Origin of the sequence: Salmonella sp. SAL04202, assembly GCF_046550775.1 — a bacterium.
GTDB classification, from domain to species: Bacteria; Pseudomonadota; Gammaproteobacteria; order Enterobacterales; family Enterobacteriaceae; genus Salmonella; species Salmonella enterica.
On record NZ_JBGDXK010000001.1, the window covers coordinates 705,168 to 725,006 of the forward strand.

Here is a 19,839-nt window from a genome sequence, read left to right on the forward strand (position 1 = left end):
AAATGGCTCATACCGTTCCATTAATAGGACAATGTAATGATAAAAACGGATCTCAATGATTTTGCGTGGTTTGTGCATGTGGTCGAAGAGGGTGGGTTTGCCGCGGCGGGGCGTGCGCTTGATGAACCAAAATCAAAACTGAGCCGGCGTATTGCGCAACTGGAGGAACGGCTGGGCGTGCGATTGATTCAGCGAACCACCCGGCAGTTTAACGTTACCGAAGTGGGGCAAACATTCTATGAGCACTGTAAAGCGATGCTGGTGGAAGCTCAGGCGGCGCAGGATGCCATTGCCGCATTGCAGGTAGAGCCTCGCGGTATCGTGAAGCTGACCTGCCCGGTGACGCTGCTGCATGTACACATCGGCCCAATGCTGGCGAAATTTATGGCGCGTTATCCTGATGTTTCGCTACAGCTTGAAGCGACCAATCGTCGGGTGGACGTCGTAGGGGAGGGGGTGGATGTGGCGATTCGCGTCAGGCCGCGCCCGTTTGAAGATAGCGACCTGGTGATGCGCGTCCTGGCTGACAGAGGGCATCGCCTGTTTGCCAGCCCGGATCTTATCGCACGGATGGGAATCCCTTCCGCGCCGGCGGAGTTGAGCCATTGGCCAGGGCTAAGTCTTGCATCCGGCAAGCATATCCACCGCTGGGAACTTTACGGCCCGCAGGGCGCGCGTGCGGAAGTCCATTTTACCCCGCGTATGATTACTACAGACATGTTGGCGCTACGCGAGGCGGCGATGGCGGGCGTGGGGCTTGTGCAGTTACCTGTCTTAATGGTGAAAGAACAACTGGCCGCCGGTGAACTGGTCGCGGTGCTGGAAGAGTGGGAGCCCCGGCGGGAGGTTATTCATGCTGTGTTCCCATCCCGGCGAGGATTATTACCTTCCGTACGCGCGTTGGTCGATTTTTTGACGGAAGAGTATGCGCGGATGGTGGAAGAGTAACCTGCTCGTCATTCATCAACTTAATGGACGCAAAAAAGGCCGGTTAAACCGACCTTTTATCCAGCCGCCCTTCAGGGCGTGAGGAGACAATTAGCGACTACGGAAGACAATGCGGCCTTTGCTCAGGTCGTACGGGGTCAGCTCAACGGTCACTTTGTCGCCCGTCAGGATGCGGATGTAGTTCTTACGCATTTTACCGGAGATGTGTGCAGTAACCACGTGACCGTTTTCTAACTCTACGCGGAACATGGTATTAGGTAACGTTTCGAGAACGGTACCTTGCATTTCAATATTGTCTTCTTTGGCCATCTAATCCTCTGGGGTATCACTACCATAATTTGAACCGGCAAGATAATGCCGAACTTCTTTTGATAAGTAAAGATTTGTGCGTTTAAAACACAGCAAACCAGGTTTAGCACATGATTCCGCGACACACGACAACGCCGCGTTATACACCTTTTCCCTGATACTACCGCCTGATGTATCGACATAAGCGCAACATATAAGGGAACGGTGAAATAAACGATGGGCGTTACCTGACAACGGGCTGCGGGATAATGAGCTAAACCAATTCTGCGGCAGCAATTATAACACCCCAATAAAAAATGTGCCGAAAACATTCACTTCCGGGGCAAAAATAATGTCCGCGGCACCCAAAAACGGGAGGCCAGCGGCTGTTGGCGTAAGGCCGCGAGGTGATCGAGGTAGTCACGACGTGGAATTTCAATGGCGCCGAGCGAGGCGGTATGACTATTAAGTACCTGACAATCAATAAGTTTACCGCCGTGGCGGATAAATTCAGCGCAAAAAACCAGCAGTGCGGTTTTAGAGGCATTCTCCTGGCGGCTAAACATCGATTCGCCGCAAAATAGCGCCCCCTGCGAGACGCCATACATCCCGCCGACCAGTTCCCGATCGCGCCACACTTCAATGGAGTGCGCGTGGCCCAATTCATGTAATCGGCGATAGGCTTCCTCAATACCACGCGTTATCCAGGTGCCTTCGTCACGGTGATTGGCGCATCCATCAATGACCCGGTCGAAAGCGTAATTGAGCGTCACGCGGTAAGGGGATGCGTTGTGAAAGCGCTTCATGCTGCGACTGAGGTGAAACTTTTCAGGCCACAGCACGGCGCGCGGATCGGGCGACCACCACAGAATCGGGTCGCCCGGCGAAAACCACGGGAAAATCCCGTGCTGGTAGGCCATTAACAACCGGGCAGGGCTGAGATCGCCGCCCAGCGCCAGTAAACCGTTAGGCTCGCGTAAAGCGCCTTCCGGCGAAGGGAAGGCGATAGAATGTCGGGAAAGCTGAACCAGACGCATGACGGCGAAACTCCAGTACGCAAGTCGGATCGTTCAATAATAGCTTACAGACGTTGTTTAAACTGATAATAGCGCCCTTGTCCGGCTAACAATTCTGCATGAGTGCCTCGCTCAATGATGCGCCCGTCGTCCATTACGATGATTTGATCAAAACGGGCCAGGCCGCGCAAACGGTGCGTCACCATCAGGACGGTTTTCTCGCGCATCACATCGGCAAGTAATTCCAGCATTTCGCTCTCGGTGGTCGCATCCAGCCCCTCAGTGGGCTCATCCAACAGCATTAACGGAGCATCATGCAATAGCGCGCGGGCGATGGCCAGACGACGAAGTTCGCCGCCGGATAGCAGGCGACCGCCTTCGCCGAGCCAGCTATTAAGCCCACTATCTTCGAGCAGATTTTCGAGGCCGACGCGACGCAGCATGTCGGAAAGGGCTTCGTCGCTGGCATTGGGCGCCGCCAGTAATAAATTATCACGCAGCGTGGCGCTGAACAGGTGGACACGCTGCGGCACCACGCTGATAGTCCGGCGTAAGGCGGATTCGTTCAGCGAGGATAGCGGAAGATCGTTGAGCAGAATTTCGCCTTGTTGCGGGTCCCAGGCGCGGGTGAGCAGCTGCAACAGCGTTGATTTTCCGCAGCCGGTACGCCCCAGAATAGCGACATGCTCGCCAGGATTAGCCTGTAATGAGAGGGCATTGAGCGCATTAATCGGCTGGTCGGGATAACGAAACGAAACGTCCCGCAGGGTGAGTGTGACCTTTTCCGGCGCGGGAGTTTCTGCCTGCGGAAAGGTCACCTCCGGTTTTTGCTCCGTTAATTCAGTGATACGAAGCGCAGAGGCGATAACCTGCCCCAGATGCTGGAATGCGCCGGTAACGGGCGCAAGCGCCTCGAAAGCTGCCAGCGCGCAGAAGACAAACAGCGCGATGAGCGCGCCGGGCTGCGTATTGCCGCCAACGCCGCCGGAGGCCATCCACAACATTAACATCACCGCCAGCGCGCCAATCAGCAGCATTAACGCCTGCGATAAGGCGGTCAGTTCAGACTGTCGGCGTTGGGCCTCATGCCATTGTAATTCGGTGGCTTCCATTTGCGCCCGATAGCGTTTGCTGGCGCCAAAAATGGTGAGTTCCGCCTGGCCCTGTAACCATGACGTGAGCTGCTGGCGATACTGACCGCGTAGATGCGTCAGATTTTGGCCGGTATTTTTGCCGGCGCGATAAAACACCGGCGGCATAATAAACAGCGTCAACAGCATAATGCCGCCCAGCGTGATCGCCAGCGTCACGTCGAGAACGCTAAGCCCCAGGGTGACAATCATAATCACTACAAAAGCGCCGACCAGCGGGGAGATGACGCGCAAATAGAGATGGTCCAGCGTGTCGACGTCGGCAACGATGCGGTTCAGCAGTTCACCTTGCTGATAACGCGCCAGACCCGCGGGGGAGAGCGGTAAAAGTTTGCTGAAGGTATAAATACGCAGATGTTGCAGCACGCGGAACGTGGCGTCATGACTTACCAGACGTTCAAAATAACGACCAGCGGTACGGGTAATGGCCGCGCCGCGCACGCCGGCCGCCGGGAGCATATAGTTAAAACTGTAAATTCCCGCGAAGCCTGCGATAGCGGACGCGGACAGGAACCAGCCGGAAAGCGTCAGCAGCCCGATACTGGCAAGCAGGGTCAGGATTGCCAGCGCAATTCCCAGCGTTAGCATCCATTTATGGCGTTTATAAAGCGTCAGATAAGGGAGTAGCGCGCGCATTTAAATATCCTCCTGACGGTGAGCCAATAACGTCGCAAAAGCGCCGTTGGCGGCGCTGAGTTCGGCATAACTGCCTTGTTCGACAATCGCGCCATCTTGCATAACCCAGATAGCGTCCCAGTCGGCGAGATCTTCCAACTGATGCGTCACCATTAATGTGGTCTGGCGTTTTGACGCCGCTTTTAACGCCTGCATGACGCGTTGCTCGCTGTGAGCGTCCAGGCTTGCCGCCGGTTCATCCAGCAGTAGCAGTTGACAGGGATTAAGTAGCGCACGGGCGACCGCTACACGCTGTGCCTGGCCGACGGAAAGTCTGCTGGCATGATTGCCGAGCGGGGTGTCTACTCCCTGCGGCAGCAGCGGTAAAAACTCGCTTACCCATGCGGCGTCAAGCGCGGCATAAAGTTCCTGCTCGCTGGCGTCCGGGCGCGCCAGTAATACATTTTCGCGTAGCGTCGCCGCAGGTAATTGCGGGTTTTGTCCAACCCAGGAGAGATGCTGGCGCCAGGATTCCGGCGAGAGATCGCGAAGCTCGACACCGTTAATACGCAAAGAGCCCTGATAGGAGAGAAAACCGGATAATACATTCAACAGAGAGCTTTTACCGGAACCGCTGCGTCCTACCAGGACGGCGCGTTCTCCTGCCGCTAATGAGAAATTCAGCGGCCCGGCAAGCGTTTTGCCTTCTGGCGAGGTGATAATAAGATTGACTGCGTCAATGGTTACAGGTTCGTTTTCCGCCAGCTCAACTTCGCCGCGCGCCGGGTGGGCGAGGGGCGTTTCCAGAAACGTCTTCAGACTATCCGCCGCGCCAACCGCCTGCGCCTTAGCATGGTAAAACGTGCCGAGGTCGCGTAACGGCTGGAAAAACTCCGGCGCGAGGATCAAGGCGAGGAACCCGGCGGCGAGCGTCACGCCGGTACCGTAATGACCAAAGTTCAGCTCGCCCAGGTAAGAGAAGCCAAAATAAACGGCGACCAGCGCAATAGAAAGCGAGGTGAAAAATTCCAGCACGCCGGAAGATAAAAAGGCGAGGCGCAGAACTTCCATCGTGCGCTGACGAAAATCCTGCGATGCTGCGCGAATGCTCTCGGTTTCCGCTTCTCCACGACCGAAAATTCGCAGCGTTTCCATCCCGCGCAGACGGTCAAGAAAATGGCCGCTTAGCCGGGCAAGCGCCAGGAAATTGCGGCGGTTGGCGTCAGCCGCGCCCATCCCCACCATCGCCATAAATAGGGGAATGAGCGGGGCGGTGCCCAGCAGAATCAGCGCCGCCGCCCAGTTTGACGGGAAAATCGCCGCCACGATTAAGAGCGGTACGCAAACGGCAAGCGCCATTTGCGGCAGATAGCGCGCATAATAGTCATGCATATCGTCAATCTGTTCCAACACCAGCGTCGCCCAGCTACCGGCGGGCTTGCCCTGAATCCAGGCTGGGCCGGCTTGCTGCAGACGATCCAACACCTGACGGCGGATCTCAAAGCGAATATGTTGTCCGGCATGAAAACCGACGCGCTCGCGCAACCACACCACCCAGGCGCGGAGGACAAAGACCAGTATCAGCAGGATAAAAGGGAGCAACAGCGCTTCCCGTGGAATGTTCTCCATGATCATATGTTGCAGGATACGCGCCATGATCCAGGCCTGAGCGACAATTAATACGCCACTCATGAACCCCAACAGGCGGGAAATATTCAACCACCGTTGGGAGATTACGCTTTGCTGTTTTAACCAGCGGGTCAGCTCTTTTTGACGGGTTTTATTCATTGCACGCTTAGCAGGTGAGTTATTGGAATTTCAGGCAGGGCAATGTTACAACGACGCAAAAATAAAGGCGACTTATAGTCGCCTTTTTTACTTTTGTTACTGATTTGTAAAAACTATTTGCTCGCGTCGGCCAGACCATCGAGATAGCGTTCAGCATCCAGCGCCGCCATACAGCCCGTACCTGCAGAGGTGATCGCCTGACGGTAAATATGATCCATAACGTCACCCGCCGCGAATACGCCAGGGATGCTGGTTTGTGTGGCGTTGCCATGGGTGCCGGACTGAACTTTGATATAACCATTTTCCAGCTCAAGCTGGCCTTCGAAGAGCGCCGTGTTTGGGCTATGACCGATGGCTACGAAAAGTCCGGCGATGTCCAGCGTCTCGATATTATCGCTCTGCTGCGTGTCGCGAAGACGCAGACCGGTGACGCCCATCTGATCGCCGGTCACTTCTTCCAGCGTCCGGTTGGTGTGCAGAATGATATTGCCATTTTCGACTTTATCCATCAGGCGCTTAATGAGGATTTTTTCAGCGCGGAAACCGTCACGGCGATGGATAAGGTGCACTTCCGAAGCGATGTTGGACAGATAAAGCGCTTCTTCAACCGCGGTGTTGCCGCCGCCGATCACCGCCACTTTCTGATTGCGGTAGAAGAAACCGTCGCAGGTTGCGCAGGCGGAAACGCCGCGCCCTTTAAAGGCTTCTTCCGATGGCAGCCCCAGATAGCGCGCGGAAGCGCCGGTCGCAATGATCAACGCATCACAAGTGTACTCTGCGCTGTCACCTGTCAGACGGAACGGACGATTTTGCAGATCCACGTTGTTGATGTGATCAAAAATTATCTCGGTTTCAAATTTTGCCGCATGTTCATGCATGCGTTCCATTAGCAGCGGGCCGGTCAAATCGTTTGGATCGCCGGGCCAGTTTTCCACTTCCGTCGTGGTAGTCAGTTGACCGCCTTTTTCCATACCGGTAATAAGTACCGGCTGTAAATTTGCGCGCGCGGCATACACCGCCGCGGTATATCCCGCCGGTCCTGAGCCCAGAATAAGCAGCTTACTGTGTTTGGTCGTGCCCATGAGATCCCCATAGTTGTTGGCAGACAATGAGCAGAATTGTAGGGAATTTACAGACGTAAAAAAAGAGCATAACGATTTTGTTAACAATATGTGTAATAGCATGAACCGATGAACGACCGCGACAGCGGCGTTATCATCACAAACTTTAATTAAAATCGGTAACTTATAAGGTGACGAAATGACAGTTTACCGCCCTCTCTAATGAATAACTGGCATGTTGTACTAAAAATCGATGTTTTGCTTTGACAATCACCTGCTGTTTTGCGAAAACATTCGAGGAAGAAAAAAACTGTGTTATGTATGTGCTGCATAATCATGCATGTAAATACCATGTTTACCGGGCTAGTGAAATCTACGCATGGCGTGGACAGACGCCATTCGTGATGTCGATAGCTGCCGCGAGGCAACGGTCTTCTCACCATAGACCAGGCATTGCGCGCCGTTAATCCCTCTGGGTTTCGGTCTATTGTGATGGGCAGCGACTCTGAACAGTGATGTGAGTAGAGTCAGGCAGGAGTAGGGAAGGAATACAGAGAGACAATAATAATGGTAGATAGCAAGAAGCGCCCTGGCAAAGATCTCGACCGTATCGATCGTAACATTCTTAATGAACTGCAAAAGGATGGGCGTATTTCCAACGTCGAGCTTTCTAAACGAGTAGGACTTTCGCCGACACCTTGCCTTGAGCGTGTGCGTCGGCTGGAGCGACAGGGGTTTATCCAGGGCTATACGGCGCTGTTGAACCCGCATTATCTGGATGCGTCACTTCTGGTATTCGTTGAGATTACCTTAAATCGCGGCGCGCCGGATGTGTTTGAACAGTTTAATGCCGCCGTGCAAAAGCTTGAAGAGATTCAGGAGTGTCATTTGGTTTCCGGCGATTTCGACTACCTGTTGAAAACCCGTGTACCGGATATGTCAGCGTATCGAAAACTATTGGGAGAGACGTTACTGCGCTTGCCAGGTGTGAACGACACCCGAACTTACGTAGTGATGGAAGAGGTAAAACAGAGTAATCGTCTGGTTATTAAGACACGCTAACACGGAACAGGTGCAAAATCGCTGTAGTTTGATTACACTCCTGTTAATCCATACAGCAACAGTGCCGGGGCAACCCGGTGCTGTTGTCCGTTTTAGCATCGGGCGGGAAAAGCCTGGAACCTGGAGAGCCTTTTTTGAGCCAGGAATATACTGAAGACAAAGACGTCACATTGACGAAGTTAAGCAGCGGGCGCCGACTTCTGGAAGCGTTGTTGATACTTATTGCCCTTTTTGCCGTCTGGTTGATGGCGGCCTTGTTGAGCTTTAACCCTTCGGACCCCAGTTGGTCGCAAACCGCCTGGCATGAACCCATCCATAATTTAGGCGGCGCGCCGGGCGCGTGGCTGGCCGATACACTGTTCTTTATTTTTGGCGTAATGGCCTACACCATCCCTGTCATTATTGTCGGCGGGTGTTGGTTTGCGTGGCGTCATCAGTCTACGGATGATTACATCGACTATTTTGCTGTGTCGCTACGCCTTATCGGCGTGCTGGCGCTGATTCTCACTTCCTGCGGTCTGGCGGCCATTAATGCCGACGATATCTGGTATTTCGCCTCCGGCGGCGTAATTGGCAGCCTGTTAAGCACCACGCTGCAGCCGTTGTTGCATAGTAGCGGCGGAACGATAATGCTTCTTTGTATTTGGGCTGCCGGGCTGACGCTCTTTACCGGCTGGTCCTGGGTCAGTATCGCCGAAAAATTAGGCGGCTGGCTGCTTAATATACTGACCTTCGCCAGCAACCGTACCCGGCGTGATGATACGTGGGTTGACGACGAAGAGTATGATGACGAATACGATGAAGAAACCGACGGCGTGCAGCGTGAATCTCGCCGGGCGCGTATTTTGCGAGGCGCGTTGGCGCGTCGTAAGCGACTGGCTGAAAAATTCAGCAATCCACGGGGCCGTCAGACCGATGCCGCGCTCTTTTCCGGCAAACGGATGGATGATGACGAGGACATTCAGTATAGCGCGCGCGGCGTCGCTGCCGATCCCGACGACGTTCTGTTTTCGGGCAACCGTGCGACGCAGCCGGAATATGATGAATATGATCCGCTGTTAAACGGCCATTCTGTCACCGAACCGGTCGCCGCCGCTGCGGCTGCAACCGCCGTCACCCAGACGTGGGCAGCGTCCGCCGATCCCATAATGCAAACGCCGCCCATGCCGGGGGCTGAGCCGGTTGTCGCGCAACCGACCGTGGAGTGGCAGCCCGTACCGGGACCGCAAACCGGCGAACCGGTTATCGCGCCTGCGCCGGAGGGGTATCAGCCGCATCCGCAATATGCTCAACCGCAGGAGGCGCAAAGTGCGCCGTGGCAGCAACCTGTGCCTGTCGCTTCCGCGCCGCAATACGCCGCGACGCCAGCGACCGCAGCAGAATATGACTCTCTTGCGCCGCAGGAAACACAGCCGCAATGGCAGGCGCCGGATGCCGAACAACACTGGCAGCCGGAGCCGCCCCATCAGCCGACGCCGGTTTATCAGCCGGAGCCGATAGCGGCTGAACCTTCTCACATGCCGCCGCCGGCTATCGAACAACCGGTTACCACCGAGCCTGAACCTGACACAGAAGAGACCAGACCTGCCCGTCCTCCGCTTTACTATTTTGAAGAGGTGGAAGAGAAACGCGCCCGTGAGCGCGAACAACTGGCGGCATGGTATCAACCGATTCCGGAGCCGGTAAAAGAGAACGTGCCGGTCAAACCTACGGTATCTGTCGCGCCGTCCATACCGCCAGTGGAAGCGGTAGCCGCCGCGTCGCTTGACGCAGGTATTAAGAGTGGCGCCCTGGCAGCAGGCGCCGCGGCCGCTGCGCCTGCATTTAGTCTGGCTACCGGCGGCGCGCCGCGTCCGCAGGTGAAAGAGGGGATTGGTCCGCAACTGCCGCGTCCGAACCGCGTTCGCGTGCCGACCCGACGGGAACTGGCGTCGTACGGTATTAAGCTGCCGTCACAGAGGATTGCAGAAGAAAAAGCCCGCGAGGCGGAGCGCAATCAGTACGAGACGGGCGCGCAGCTAACCGATGAAGAAATAGATGCAATGCATCAGGACGAGTTAGCCCGTCAGTTCGCGCAGTCGCAGCAGCATCGTTATGGTGAGACGTATCAGCACGATACTCAACAGGCAGAAGATGACGATACCGCTGCGGAAGCTGAATTAGCCCGCCAGTTTGCCGCTTCGCAACAGCAGCGCTATTCCGGCGAGCAACCCGCTGGCGCGCAGCCGTTCTCACTGGACGATCTGGATTTCTCGCCAATGAAAGTATTGGTTGATGAAGGTCCGCACGAACCGCTGTTCACGCCGGGTGTCATGCCCGAGTCAACGCCTGTTCAGCAACCGGTAGCGCCGCAGCCTCAGCCACAGTACCAGCAGCCGCAACAGCCGGTAGCGCCTCAGCCGCAGTACCAGCAGCCACAACAGCCGGTAGCGCCGCAGCCGCAGTATCAGCAGCCGCAACAGCCGGTAGCGCCGCAGCCGCAGTATCAGCAGCCGCAACAGCCGACAGCGCCGCAAGACAGCCTGATCCACCCGCTGTTGATGCGTAACGGCGACAGTCGTCCATTACAGCGTCCGACGACGCCGCTGCCTTCGTTAGATCTTCTGACGCCGCCGCCGAGCGAAGTTGAACCGGTAGATACCTTTGCGCTGGAACAAATGGCGCGTCTGGTTGAAGCGCGTCTGGCGGATTTCCGCATTAAAGCTGATGTGGTGAACTATTCGCCAGGCCCGGTCATTACTCGCTTTGAACTGAATCTGGCCCCGGGCGTTAAAGCGGCGCGTATCTCCAACCTTTCCCGGGATCTGGCGCGCTCCTTGTCAACGGTAGCCGTACGTGTTGTGGAAGTCATTCCAGGCAAACCTTACGTAGGGTTGGAATTGCCGAACAAGAAACGGCAAACCGTTTATCTGCGCGAAGTGTTGGATAACGCCAAATTCCGCGAGAATCCGTCGCCGCTTACCGTGGTGTTAGGTAAGGATATCGCGGGCGATCCGGTAGTGGCGGATCTGGCGAAAATGCCTCACCTGCTGGTGGCCGGTACGACCGGTTCCGGTAAGTCGGTCGGGGTTAACGCCATGATCCTCAGTATGCTGTATAAAGCGCAGCCGGAAGACGTTCGCTTTATCATGATCGACCCGAAAATGTTAGAACTCTCGGTCTATGAAGGTATACCGCATCTGCTGACAGAAGTTGTTACCGACATGAAAGACGCGGCTAACGCGTTACGCTGGAGCGTCAATGAGATGGAGCGTCGCTATAAGCTGATGTCCGCGCTCGGCGTGCGTAATCTGGCTGGGTATAACGAGAAAATCGCCGAAGCGGCCCGCATGGGACGCCCGATTCCGGACCCGTACTGGAAGCCGGGCGACAGTATGGATGTTCAGCATCCGGTTCTGGAAAAACTCCCGTATATCGTGGTACTGGTTGATGAATTTGCCGACCTGATGATGACCGTCGGTAAAAAAGTTGAAGAGCTGATCGCGCGTCTGGCGCAGAAAGCGCGCGCCGCGGGGATTCACCTGGTACTGGCGACGCAGCGTCCGTCGGTCGATGTGATTACTGGTTTAATTAAAGCCAACATACCAACCCGTATCGCTTTTACCGTATCCAGCAAGATCGACTCCCGCACCATTCTTGATCAGGGTGGCGCTGAGTCGTTATTGGGAATGGGGGACATGCTCTATTCCGGACCAAACTCCACCATGCCGGTACGTGTCCATGGGGCGTTTGTGCGTGACCAGGAAGTCCATGCGGTGGTGCAGGACTGGAAAGCGCGCGGTCGTCCGCAATATGTGGATGGCATTACCTCCGACAGCGAAAGCGAAGGTGGCGGTGGCGGTTTTGACGGCGGCGAAGAATTAGATGCGCTATTCGATCAGGCCGTTAATTTCGTCACCCAGAAGCGTAAAGCGTCCATTTCCGGCGTTCAGCGTCAGTTCCGCATCGGCTATAACCGTGCGGCGCGTATTATCGAACAGATGGAAGCGCAGGGTATTGTCAGCGCTCAGGGGCATAACGGTAATCGTGAAGTGCTGGCTCCGCCGCCTTTTGAGTAAACCTGTAAGCCGGATGGCGCTGTGCAGGCTGCCATCCGGCAACAAAATTCAGTATTTTCTTCTTTCCTCATGCTGATTTTTGGCCTGGAATAGAAAGCAAAAGGAGCTCCTGGTCGGGAGTGTCGAAACCTGAGGAATAATGATGAAAAAAATGGCAATCGCCTGTGCATTACTTTCAAGCGTTGTAGCCAGCAGCGTATGGGCTGACGCCGCCAGCTCTCTGAAAAGCCGTCTGGATAAAGTGAGCAGCTTTCATGCCACCTTTACTCAAAAAGTCACCGATGGCAGCGGTGCCGCGGTGCAGGAGGGACAGGGTGATTTATGGGTTAAGCGGCCAAATCTATTCAACTGGCATATGACGCAACCTGACGAGAGTATTCTGGTTTCTGACGGCAAAACGTTATGGTTCTATAACCCGTTTGTAGAACAGGCTACCGCCACGTGGTTGAAAGATGCCACCGGAAATACACCGTTTATGCTGATTGCCCGCAACCAGGCCAGCGACTGGCAGCAGTATAATATTAAGCAGGATGGCGATAATTTTGTGCTGACGCCGAAAGCCAGCAACGGCAATCTGAAACAGTTCACCATCAATGTGGGACGCGACGGGACTATCCACCAGTTTAGCGCCGTAGAACAAGACGATCAGCGTAGCGCCTATCAGCTAAAATCCCAGCAAAACGGCGCTGTTGATCCGTCAAAATTTACGTTTACTCCGCCGCAAGGGGTAACGATAGACGACCAACGTAAGTAGAGGCGATGAGTGAGCAATCTGTCGCTCGATTTTTCTGATAATACGTTTCAACCGCTGGCCGCGCGAATGCGGCCGGAAAATTTAGCGCAGTATATCGGCCAGCAGCATTTGCTGGCCGCAGGTAAACCGTTGCCTCGCGCTATTGAGGCCGGGCATCTGCACTCCATGATTTTATGGGGGCCGCCAGGGACGGGGAAAACCACGCTCGCTGAAGTGATCGCCCGCTACGCCAGCGCCGATGTCGAGCGTATTTCCGCCGTCACTTCTGGGGTAAAAGAGATTCGCGAAGCTATTGAGCGCGCCCGCCAGAATCGTAATGCCGGACGCCGTACCATCCTGTTTGTCGATGAAGTGCATCGCTTTAACAAAAGCCAACAGGACGCCTTTTTACCGCATATCGAAGATGGCACTATCACCTTTATCGGCGCGACCACGGAAAATCCCTCTTTTGAGCTGAACTCGGCGCTATTGTCGCGAGCGCGGGTCTATCTGCTGAAATCGTTGACCACTGACGATATCGAGCAAGTACTGGACCAGGCGATGCAGGACAAAACGCGTGGTTACGGCGATCAGGATATCGTGTTACCGGATGAGACACGGCGAGCGATTGCTGAGCTGGTCAATGGCGACGCGCGGCGCGCCTTAAATACGCTGGAAATGATGGCTGATATGGCGGAGGCGGATGACAGCGGCAAACGCGTTTTATTGCCCGCCTTGTTGACCGAGATCGCCGGCGAGCGCAGCGCGCGTTTTGATAACAAAGGCGATCGCTTCTACGATCTTATTTCCGCCTTACATAAATCAGTGCGCGGCAGCGCGCCGGATGCCGCCCTCTATTGGTATGCCCGTATCATTACCGCGGGAGGCGATCCGCTGTACGTGGCGCGTCGCTGCCTGGCGATTGCCTCGGAAGATGTGGGTAATGCCGATCCGCGCGCGATGCAGGTCGCTATTGCCGCGTGGGATTGTTTCACCCGCGTCGGTCCGGCTGAAGGCGAAAGGGCAATCGCGCAGGCTATCGTTTATCTCGCCTGCGCGCCGAAGAGCAACGCCGTCTATACCGCCTTTAAGGCTGCGCTGGCCGACGCGCGCGAACGTCCTGATTATGACGTTCCTGTCCATCTGCGTAATGCGCCAACCAAACTGATGAAAGAGATGGGCTATGGCCAGGAATACCGCTATGCCCACGATGAGCCCAATGCCTATGCTGCGGGTGAAGTGTACTTCCCGCCGGAAATCGCGCAAACGCGCTATTATCATCCGACAAATCGTGGTCTGGAAGGTAAGATTGGCGAAAAGCTCGCCTGGCTGGCTGAACAGGATCAAAATAGCCCCACAAAACGCTACCGCTAGTGTAAACGTTGCGGTAAGGTTATCTCTAAATATGATGCTCCAGGTATCATGGCGTTGATGATGAACCTCGTTATGCCTGATAGCACGTTGCTTATGAGATCCGCGGGTATAGCGCAATGGATGCGTTGTTGCTGTCGTCGGTCTGGTAAGGCGAAAACGTCGCTATTACGTAAACGCGGTTTACGTTCATCAATACAATCAGAGGCGATCATCAATTGATCGCGTTTCCTTTTATTATTCGATAAGCACAGGATAAGCATGCTCGATCCCAATCTGCTGCGTAATGAGCCAGACGCAGTCGCTGAAAAACTGGCACGCCGGGGCTTTAAGCTGGATGTAGATAAGCTGCGCGCTCTTGAAGAGCGTCGTAAAGTTTTGCAGGTCAACACGGAAAACCTGCAGGCGGAGCGTAATTCTCGATCGAAATCCATCGGCCAGGCGAAAGCGCGCGGGGAAGATATCGAGCCTTTACGCCTGGAAGTGAATAAACTGGGCGAAGAGCTGGATGCGGCGAAAGCCGAGCTGGATACCTTGCTGGCGGAGATCCGTGATATCGCGCTGACCATCCCAAACCTGCCTGCGGATGAAGTGCCGGTAGGTAAAGATGAAAACGACAACGTTGAAGTCAGCCGCTGGGGTACCCCGCGTGAGTTTGATTTTGAAATCCGCGATCACGTCACCTTAGGGGAAATGCACTCCGGCCTCGACTTTGCCGCCGCGGTTAAGCTGACCGGCTCCCGTTTTGTGGTGATGAAAGGACAGATTGCGCGTATGCATCGCGCATTGTCGCAGTTCATGTTGGATCTGCATACGGAACAGCACGGCTATAGCGAAAACTACGTGCCGTATCTGGTTAACCACGACACGCTGTATGGCACCGGTCAACTGCCGAAATTCGCAGGCGACTTGTTCCATACCCGTCCGCTGGAAGAAGAAGCAGACAGCAGCAACTATGCTTTGATCCCGACGGCGGAGGTTCCGCTGACCAATCTGGTACGCGATGAAATCATCGACGAAGATCAGCTGCCGATTAAAATGACGGCGCATACGCCTTGTTTCCGTTCTGAAGCAGGCTCTTATGGTCGTGATACCCGTGGCCTGATTCGTATGCATCAGTTTGACAAAGTTGAGATGGTGCAGATCGTTCGCCCGGAAGATTCTATGGCTGCGTTGGAAGAGATGACCGGCCACGCGGAAAAAGTGCTCCAGCTACTGGGACTGCCGTACCGTAAAATCATTCTGTGCACTGGCGATATGGGCTTCGGCGCCTGCAAAACCTATGACCTCGAAGTCTGGGTTCCGGCGCAGAATACCTACCGCGAGATCTCTTCCTGCTCTAACGTCTGGGACTTCCAGGCGCGTCGTATGCAGGCACGCTGTCGCAGCAAGTCCGACAAAAAGACCCGTCTGGTCCATACCCTGAATGGTTCTGGTCTGGCGGTAGGTCGTACCCTGGTGGCCGTGATGGAAAACTATCAGCAGGCTGATGGCCGCATTGAAGTGCCGGAAGTATTACGTCCGTACATGAACGGACTGGAATATATCGGCTAATCCTCGCTTTCTCCTCTTCTAAAAAGCGCCTTCGGGCGCTTTTTTTATGCCAGTTTGATACCGGACAATAATCCCTACCCTATTAGGGGTAATACTGATTTCGAATGAAGGTCAGTTTTTAACACTATTTTTCTACTTTTTCGATATATATCAGACTTTATAGCGACGTTATCGCTATATAAAATTCTATACATCGTTTTATTGCTTTTTTATTGTGAGCAGCAGAGTGAGCCCTTATGAAAACTAAGATCCCTGATGCCGTGCTGGCAGCCGAGGTGAGCCGTCGTGGTTTAGTCAAAACCACCGCGATAGGCGGCCTGGCGATGGCCAGTAGCGCATTTACCCTGCCATTTACCCGCATCGCTAACGCCGCAGAGGCGATAAGCCCGGCGAAAACCGGCGAGAAAGTCGTCTGGAGCGCCTGTACGGTAAACTGTGGCAGCCGTTGTCCGCTACGTATGCATGTTGTGGATGGCGAAATCAAATATGTAGAAACGGATAATACCGGAAACGATGATTACGATGGCCTGCATCAGGTTCGTGCCTGCCTGCGCGGTCGTTCTATGCGTCGTCGCGTCTATAATCCGGATCGGCTCAAGTATCCGATGAAGCGCGTCGGCGCGCGCGGCGAAGGTAAATTTGAGCGTATTAGCTGGGACGAAGCCTACGATATCATTGCTACCAATATGCAGCGTCTTATCAAAGAGTATGGCAACGAGTCCATTTATCTGAACTATGGCACGGGTACGCTGGGCGGCACTTTGACACGTTCATGGCCGCCAGGAAAAACGCTGGTCGCTCGTCTGATGAACTGCTGCGGCGGTTATCTTAACCACTACGGTGATTACTCTTCCGCGCAAATCGCAGCGGGTCTGAACTACACCTATGGCGGCTGGGCGGATGGCAATAGTCCGTCCGACATTGAAAACAGTAAGCTGGTGGTATTGTTTGGTAATAACCCTGGCGAAACCCGCATGAGCGGGGGCGGTGTAACCTATTATCTTGAACAGGCGCGGCAGAAATCAAACGCGCGGATGATCATTATCGATCCTCGTTACACCGACACCGGCGCCGGTCGCGAAGATGAGTGGATTCCGATTCGTCCAGGTACCGATGCGGCGCTGGTCAATGGTCTGGCATATGTCTTAATCACCGAGAACATGGTCGATCAGCCGTTCCTGGATAAATATTGTGTCGGTTATGACGAAAAAACCTTGCCTGCCAGCGCGCCGAAAAACGGTCACTACAAAGCCTATATTCTGGGCCAGGGTAAAGACGGTATTGCGAAGACGCCGGAGTGGGCGGCGCAAATTACCGGTATTCCGGCGGATCGCATTATTAAGCTGGCGCGAGAAATCGGCAGCGCTAAACCCGCCTATATTTGCCAGGGGTGGGGGCCACAGCGTCATGCTAATGGAGAAATCGCCACGCGCGCCATCTCGATGCTGGCGATCCTGACGGGTAATGTTGGGATTAACGGCGGTAACAGCGGCGCGCGCGAAGGGTCTTATGCCCTGCCATTTGAACGTATGCCCACGTTAGAAAACCCGGTTGAAACCAGCATCTCCATGTTTATGTGGACCGATGCCATTGAACGCGGCCCGGAAATGACAGCGTTGCGTGATGGCGTGCGGGGGAAAGATAAGCTGAACGTGCCGATCAAAATGATCTGGAACTATGCTGGCAACTGTTTGATTAACCAGCACTCTGAGATTAACCGCACCCACGAAATCCTGCAGGATGACAAGAAATGCGAAATGATCGTTGTTATCGACTGTCATATGACCTCGTCGGCAAAATACGCCGATATTCTGTTGCCTGATTGCACTGCTTCTGAGCAGATGGACTTTGCGCTGGATGCCTCCTGCGGAAACATGTCTTACGTTATCTTCACTGACCAGGCGATTAAACCGCGCTTCGAGTGTAAGACGATTTATGAGATGACCAGCGAACTGGCGAAACGTCTTGGCGTGGAACAACAGTTTACCGAAGGCCGGACGCAAGAAGAGTGGATGCGTCATCTGTACGAACAGTCGCGTAAATCCATTCCGAATCTGCCTACCTTTGAGGAGTTCCGTAAGCAAGGCATCTTCAAACAGCGTGACCCCGAAGGCCACCATGTCGCCTATAAAGACTTCCGCGAAGATCCGCAAGCGAATCCACTTACAACGCCATCGGGCAAGATTGAAATCTATTCACAGGCGTTGGCGGATATCGCCGCCACCTGGGAGCTGCCGGAAGGCGACGTGATCGATCCATTACCGATCTACACGCCAGGTTTTGAAAACTATAACGATCCGCTAACGGATAAATTCCCGCTGCAGTTGACGGGTTTCCACTATAAAGCGCGTGTGCATTCCACTTATGGCAACGTAGACGTACTGAAAGCCGCCTGTCGCCAGGAAATGTGGATTAACCCAATGGATGCGCAGAAACGCGGTATCAACAATGGCGATAAAGTCCGCATCTTCAACGATCGCGGCGAAGTTCATATCGAGGCTAAAGTGACGCCGCGCATGATGCCGGGTGTGGTCGCCCTGGGAGAAGGCGCATGGTATGACCCGGATGCAAAACGCGTGGATCAGGGCGGATGTATTAACGTACTGACGACCCAACGTCCTTCTCCGCTGGCGAAGGGGAACCCGTCACATACGAACCTCGTTCAGGTTGAAAAGGCGTAAGGAGTAACCGATGACAACCCAGTATGGATTTTTTATTGATTCCAGCCGTTGCACCGGTTGCAAAACCTGCGAACTGGCCTGCAAGGACTACAAAGATTTGACCCCGGATGTCAGCTTCCGTCGCATTTATGAGTATGCAGGTGGCGACTGGCAGGAGGATAACGGCGTCTGGCACCAGAACGTCTTTGCCTACTATCTCTCCATCTCCTGTAACCACTGCGAAGACCCGGCCTGCACCAAAGTCTGCCCGAGCGGCGCGATGCACAAGCGCGATGACGGTTTTGTGGTGGTGAACGAAGAGGTCTGTATCGGTTGCCGCTACTGCCACATGGCCTGCCCGTACGGCGCGCCGCAGTACAACGCGGCCAAAGGTCATATGACCAAGTGCGATGGCTGTTATGACCGGGTGGCGGAAGGCAAAAAGCCGATCTGCGTCGAATCCTGCCCGCTGCGGGCGCTGGATTTCGGCCCGATAGACGAACTGCGCAAAAAACACGGTGAGCTGGCTGCCGTCGCGCCGTTGCCGCGCGCGCATTTCACGAAGCCGAATATTGTGATTAAACCCAACGCCAACAGCCGCCCGACCGGGGACACCACCGGTTATCTGGCCAATCCGAAGGAGGTATAAGATGGGAAGTGGATGGCATGAATGGCCGTTGATGATCTTCACGGTCTTTGGTCAGTGCGTGGCCGGTAGTTTTATTGTTCTGGCTCTGGCGCTGATGAAGGGCGACCTGCGCGCGGAAACGCAGCAGCGGGTGATCGCCTGTATGTTTGGTCTGTGGGTGCTGATGGGGATTGGCTTTATCGCCTCGATGCTGCATCTGGGCTCGCCGATGCGCGCGTTTAACTCGCTTAACCGCGTGGGTGCTTCCGCACTGAGCAATGAAATTGCCAGCGGCTCGGTGTTTTTTGCGGTCGGCGGGATTGGCTGGCTGCTGGCGGTACTGAAAAAGCTGCCGCCGGCACTGCGCACACTCTGGCTGATTATCACGATGGTACTGGGCGTCGTCTTCGTCTGGATGATGGTACGCGTCTATAACAGCATCGATACAGTACCGACCTGGTATAGCGTCTGGACGCCGCTGGGCTTCTTCCTGACGCTCTTTATGGGTGGCCCGCTACTGGGTTATCTGCTGCTGCGCATCGCAGGCGTGAACGGTTGGGCGATGCGTTTGTTGCCTGCGGTTTCGGTGCTGGCGCTGGTGGTTATTGCCATTATGGTGGCCATGCAGGGCGCGGAACTGGCGACGATCCACAGTTCCATTCAGCAGGCGTCTGCTCTGGTACCGGATTATGGTTCGCTGATGGCCTGGCGTATGGTGCTGCTTGCGGCGGCGTTGTGCTGCTGGATTGTGCCACAGTTAAAAGGGTATCAACCTGCGGTACCGTTGCTCTCTGTCGCCTTCATTCTGATGCTGGCGGGGGAATTGATTGGCCGCGGCGTATTCTATGGGCTGCATATGACCGTGGGCATGGCGGTAGCCAGCTAACGCGTTGACGCGCATTCGGC

14 protein-coding genes are annotated in these 19,839 nt (G+C 54.9%); 9 read left to right on the forward strand and 5 right to left on the reverse strand.

Features of this window, described 5'->3' with window-relative positions; genetic code table 11:
- Positions 1 to 36 precede the first annotated feature (36 nt).
- The gene (locus ACLJQJ_RS03580; RefSeq protein WP_000597928.1) at positions 37 to 948 is read left to right on the forward strand and encodes a LysR family transcriptional regulator; all 912 of its coding nucleotides are present in this window, start codon (positions 37 to 39) and stop codon (positions 946 to 948) included.
- Positions 949 to 1,038: 90 nt separating this feature from the next.
- Here ACLJQJ_RS03580 and infA read toward each other — a convergent pair whose 3' ends face one another.
- The 5 genes from infA to trxB form a co-directional block, all read right to left on the reverse strand.
- Positions 1,039 to 1,257, reverse strand: coding sequence for a translation initiation factor IF-1 (gene infA / locus ACLJQJ_RS03585; RefSeq protein WP_001040187.1), 219 nt, complete (start codon positions 1,255 to 1,257; stop codon positions 1,039 to 1,041).
- Between the two features lie 311 nt (positions 1,258 to 1,568).
- Complete coding sequence (gene aat / locus ACLJQJ_RS03590; RefSeq protein ID WP_001241649.1) at positions 1,569 to 2,273, reverse strand: leucyl/phenylalanyl-tRNA--protein transferase; 705 nt, start codon at positions 2,271 to 2,273, stop codon at positions 1,569 to 1,571.
- Between the two features lie 44 nt (positions 2,274 to 2,317).
- Entirely contained in the window at positions 2,318 to 4,039 is a 1,722-nt protein-coding gene (cydC, locus tag ACLJQJ_RS03595; protein WP_063809339.1) for a heme ABC transporter ATP-binding protein/permease CydC, read from the reverse strand.
- Positions 4,040 to 5,806: a heme ABC transporter permease/ATP-binding protein CydD gene (gene cydD, locus ACLJQJ_RS03600; RefSeq protein WP_001044541.1), complete on the reverse strand. Its 1,767-nt coding sequence runs from the start codon at positions 5,804 to 5,806 to the stop codon at positions 4,040 to 4,042.
- 113 nt (positions 5,807 to 5,919) lie between these two features.
- Positions 5,920 to 6,888 (reverse strand): thioredoxin-disulfide reductase, encoded by a 969-nt coding sequence (gene trxB, locus ACLJQJ_RS03605; protein WP_000537407.1) that lies wholly within the window; start codon positions 6,886 to 6,888, stop codon positions 5,920 to 5,922.
- A 546-nt stretch (positions 6,889 to 7,434) separates the two neighbouring features.
- On the opposite strand from trxB, the gene lrp reads away from it, so the two are divergent.
- From lrp to ACLJQJ_RS03645, 8 genes are all read left to right on the forward strand, one after another.
- A complete protein-coding gene (lrp, locus tag ACLJQJ_RS03610) occupies positions 7,435 to 7,929 on the forward strand; it encodes a leucine-responsive transcriptional regulator Lrp (RefSeq protein ID WP_000228469.1) in 495 nt (164 codons plus the stop codon).
- A gap of 134 nt (positions 7,930 to 8,063) precedes the next feature.
- Positions 8,064 to 11,987: a DNA translocase FtsK gene (gene ftsK / locus ACLJQJ_RS03615; RefSeq protein WP_063809340.1), complete on the forward strand. Its 3,924-nt coding sequence runs from the start codon at positions 8,064 to 8,066 to the stop codon at positions 11,985 to 11,987.
- A gap of 142 nt (positions 11,988 to 12,129) precedes the next feature.
- On the forward strand, positions 12,130 to 12,741 hold the full coding sequence (lolA, locus tag ACLJQJ_RS03620; protein ID WP_001519746.1) for an outer membrane lipoprotein chaperone LolA: 612 nt from the start codon (positions 12,130 to 12,132) through the stop codon (positions 12,739 to 12,741).
- A gap of 9 nt (positions 12,742 to 12,750) precedes the next feature.
- Complete coding sequence (rarA, locus tag ACLJQJ_RS03625) at positions 12,751 to 14,094, forward strand: replication-associated recombination protein RarA (protein WP_000067785.1); 1,344 nt, start codon at positions 12,751 to 12,753, stop codon at positions 14,092 to 14,094.
- A 258-nt stretch (positions 14,095 to 14,352) separates the two neighbouring features.
- Positions 14,353 to 15,645, forward strand: coding sequence for a serine--tRNA ligase (serS, locus tag ACLJQJ_RS03630; RefSeq protein WP_000886697.1), 1,293 nt, complete (start codon positions 14,353 to 14,355; stop codon positions 15,643 to 15,645).
- A gap of 236 nt (positions 15,646 to 15,881) precedes the next feature.
- Entirely contained in the window at positions 15,882 to 18,326 is a 2,445-nt protein-coding gene (gene dmsA, locus ACLJQJ_RS03635; protein ID WP_063809338.1) for a dimethylsulfoxide reductase subunit A, read from the forward strand.
- A gap of 10 nt (positions 18,327 to 18,336) precedes the next feature.
- Positions 18,337 to 18,954 (forward strand): dimethylsulfoxide reductase iron-sulfur subunit DmsB, encoded by a 618-nt coding sequence (gene dmsB, locus ACLJQJ_RS03640; RefSeq protein WP_000213069.1) that lies wholly within the window; start codon positions 18,337 to 18,339, stop codon positions 18,952 to 18,954.
- A 1-nt stretch (position 18,955) separates the two neighbouring features.
- Entirely contained in the window at positions 18,956 to 19,819 is an 864-nt protein-coding gene (locus ACLJQJ_RS03645; protein WP_063809337.1) for a dimethyl sulfoxide reductase anchor subunit family protein, read from the forward strand.
- The last annotated feature ends 20 nt before the right edge of the window (positions 19,820 to 19,839 follow it).

What these genes read in the sequence shown, in the direction of transcription:
- cydD (WP_001044541.1), bottom strand. Translation starts at nt 5,806, where the DNA reads ATGAATAAAACCCGTCAAAAAGAGCTGACCCGCTGGTTAAAACAGCAA.
- dmsB (WP_000213069.1), top strand. Translation starts at nt 18,337, where the DNA reads ATGACAACCCAGTATGGATTTTTTATTGATTCCAGCCGTTGCACCGGT.
- lolA (WP_001519746.1), top strand. Translation starts at nt 12,130, where the DNA reads ATGAAAAAAATGGCAATCGCCTGTGCATTACTTTCAAGCGTTGTAGCC.
- infA (WP_001040187.1), bottom strand. Translation starts at nt 1,257, where the DNA reads ATGGCCAAAGAAGACAATATTGAAATGCAAGGTACCGTTCTCGAAACG.
- ACLJQJ_RS03645 (WP_063809337.1), top strand. Translation starts at nt 18,956, where the DNA reads ATGGGAAGTGGATGGCATGAATGGCCGTTGATGATCTTCACGGTCTTT.
- lrp (WP_000228469.1), top strand. Translation starts at nt 7,435, where the DNA reads ATGGTAGATAGCAAGAAGCGCCCTGGCAAAGATCTCGACCGTATCGAT.
- serS (WP_000886697.1), top strand. Translation starts at nt 14,353, where the DNA reads ATGCTCGATCCCAATCTGCTGCGTAATGAGCCAGACGCAGTCGCTGAA.
- cydC (WP_063809339.1), bottom strand. Translation starts at nt 4,039, where the DNA reads ATGCGCGCGCTACTCCCTTATCTGACGCTTTATAAACGCCATAAATGG.
- ACLJQJ_RS03580 (WP_000597928.1), top strand. Translation starts at nt 37, where the DNA reads ATGATAAAAACGGATCTCAATGATTTTGCGTGGTTTGTGCATGTGGTC.
- dmsA (WP_063809338.1), top strand. Translation starts at nt 15,882, where the DNA reads ATGAAAACTAAGATCCCTGATGCCGTGCTGGCAGCCGAGGTGAGCCGT.
- trxB (WP_000537407.1), bottom strand. Translation starts at nt 6,888, where the DNA reads ATGGGCACGACCAAACACAGTAAGCTGCTTATTCTGGGCTCAGGACCG.
- aat (WP_001241649.1), bottom strand. Translation starts at nt 2,273, where the DNA reads ATGCGTCTGGTTCAGCTTTCCCGACATTCTATCGCCTTCCCTTCGCCG.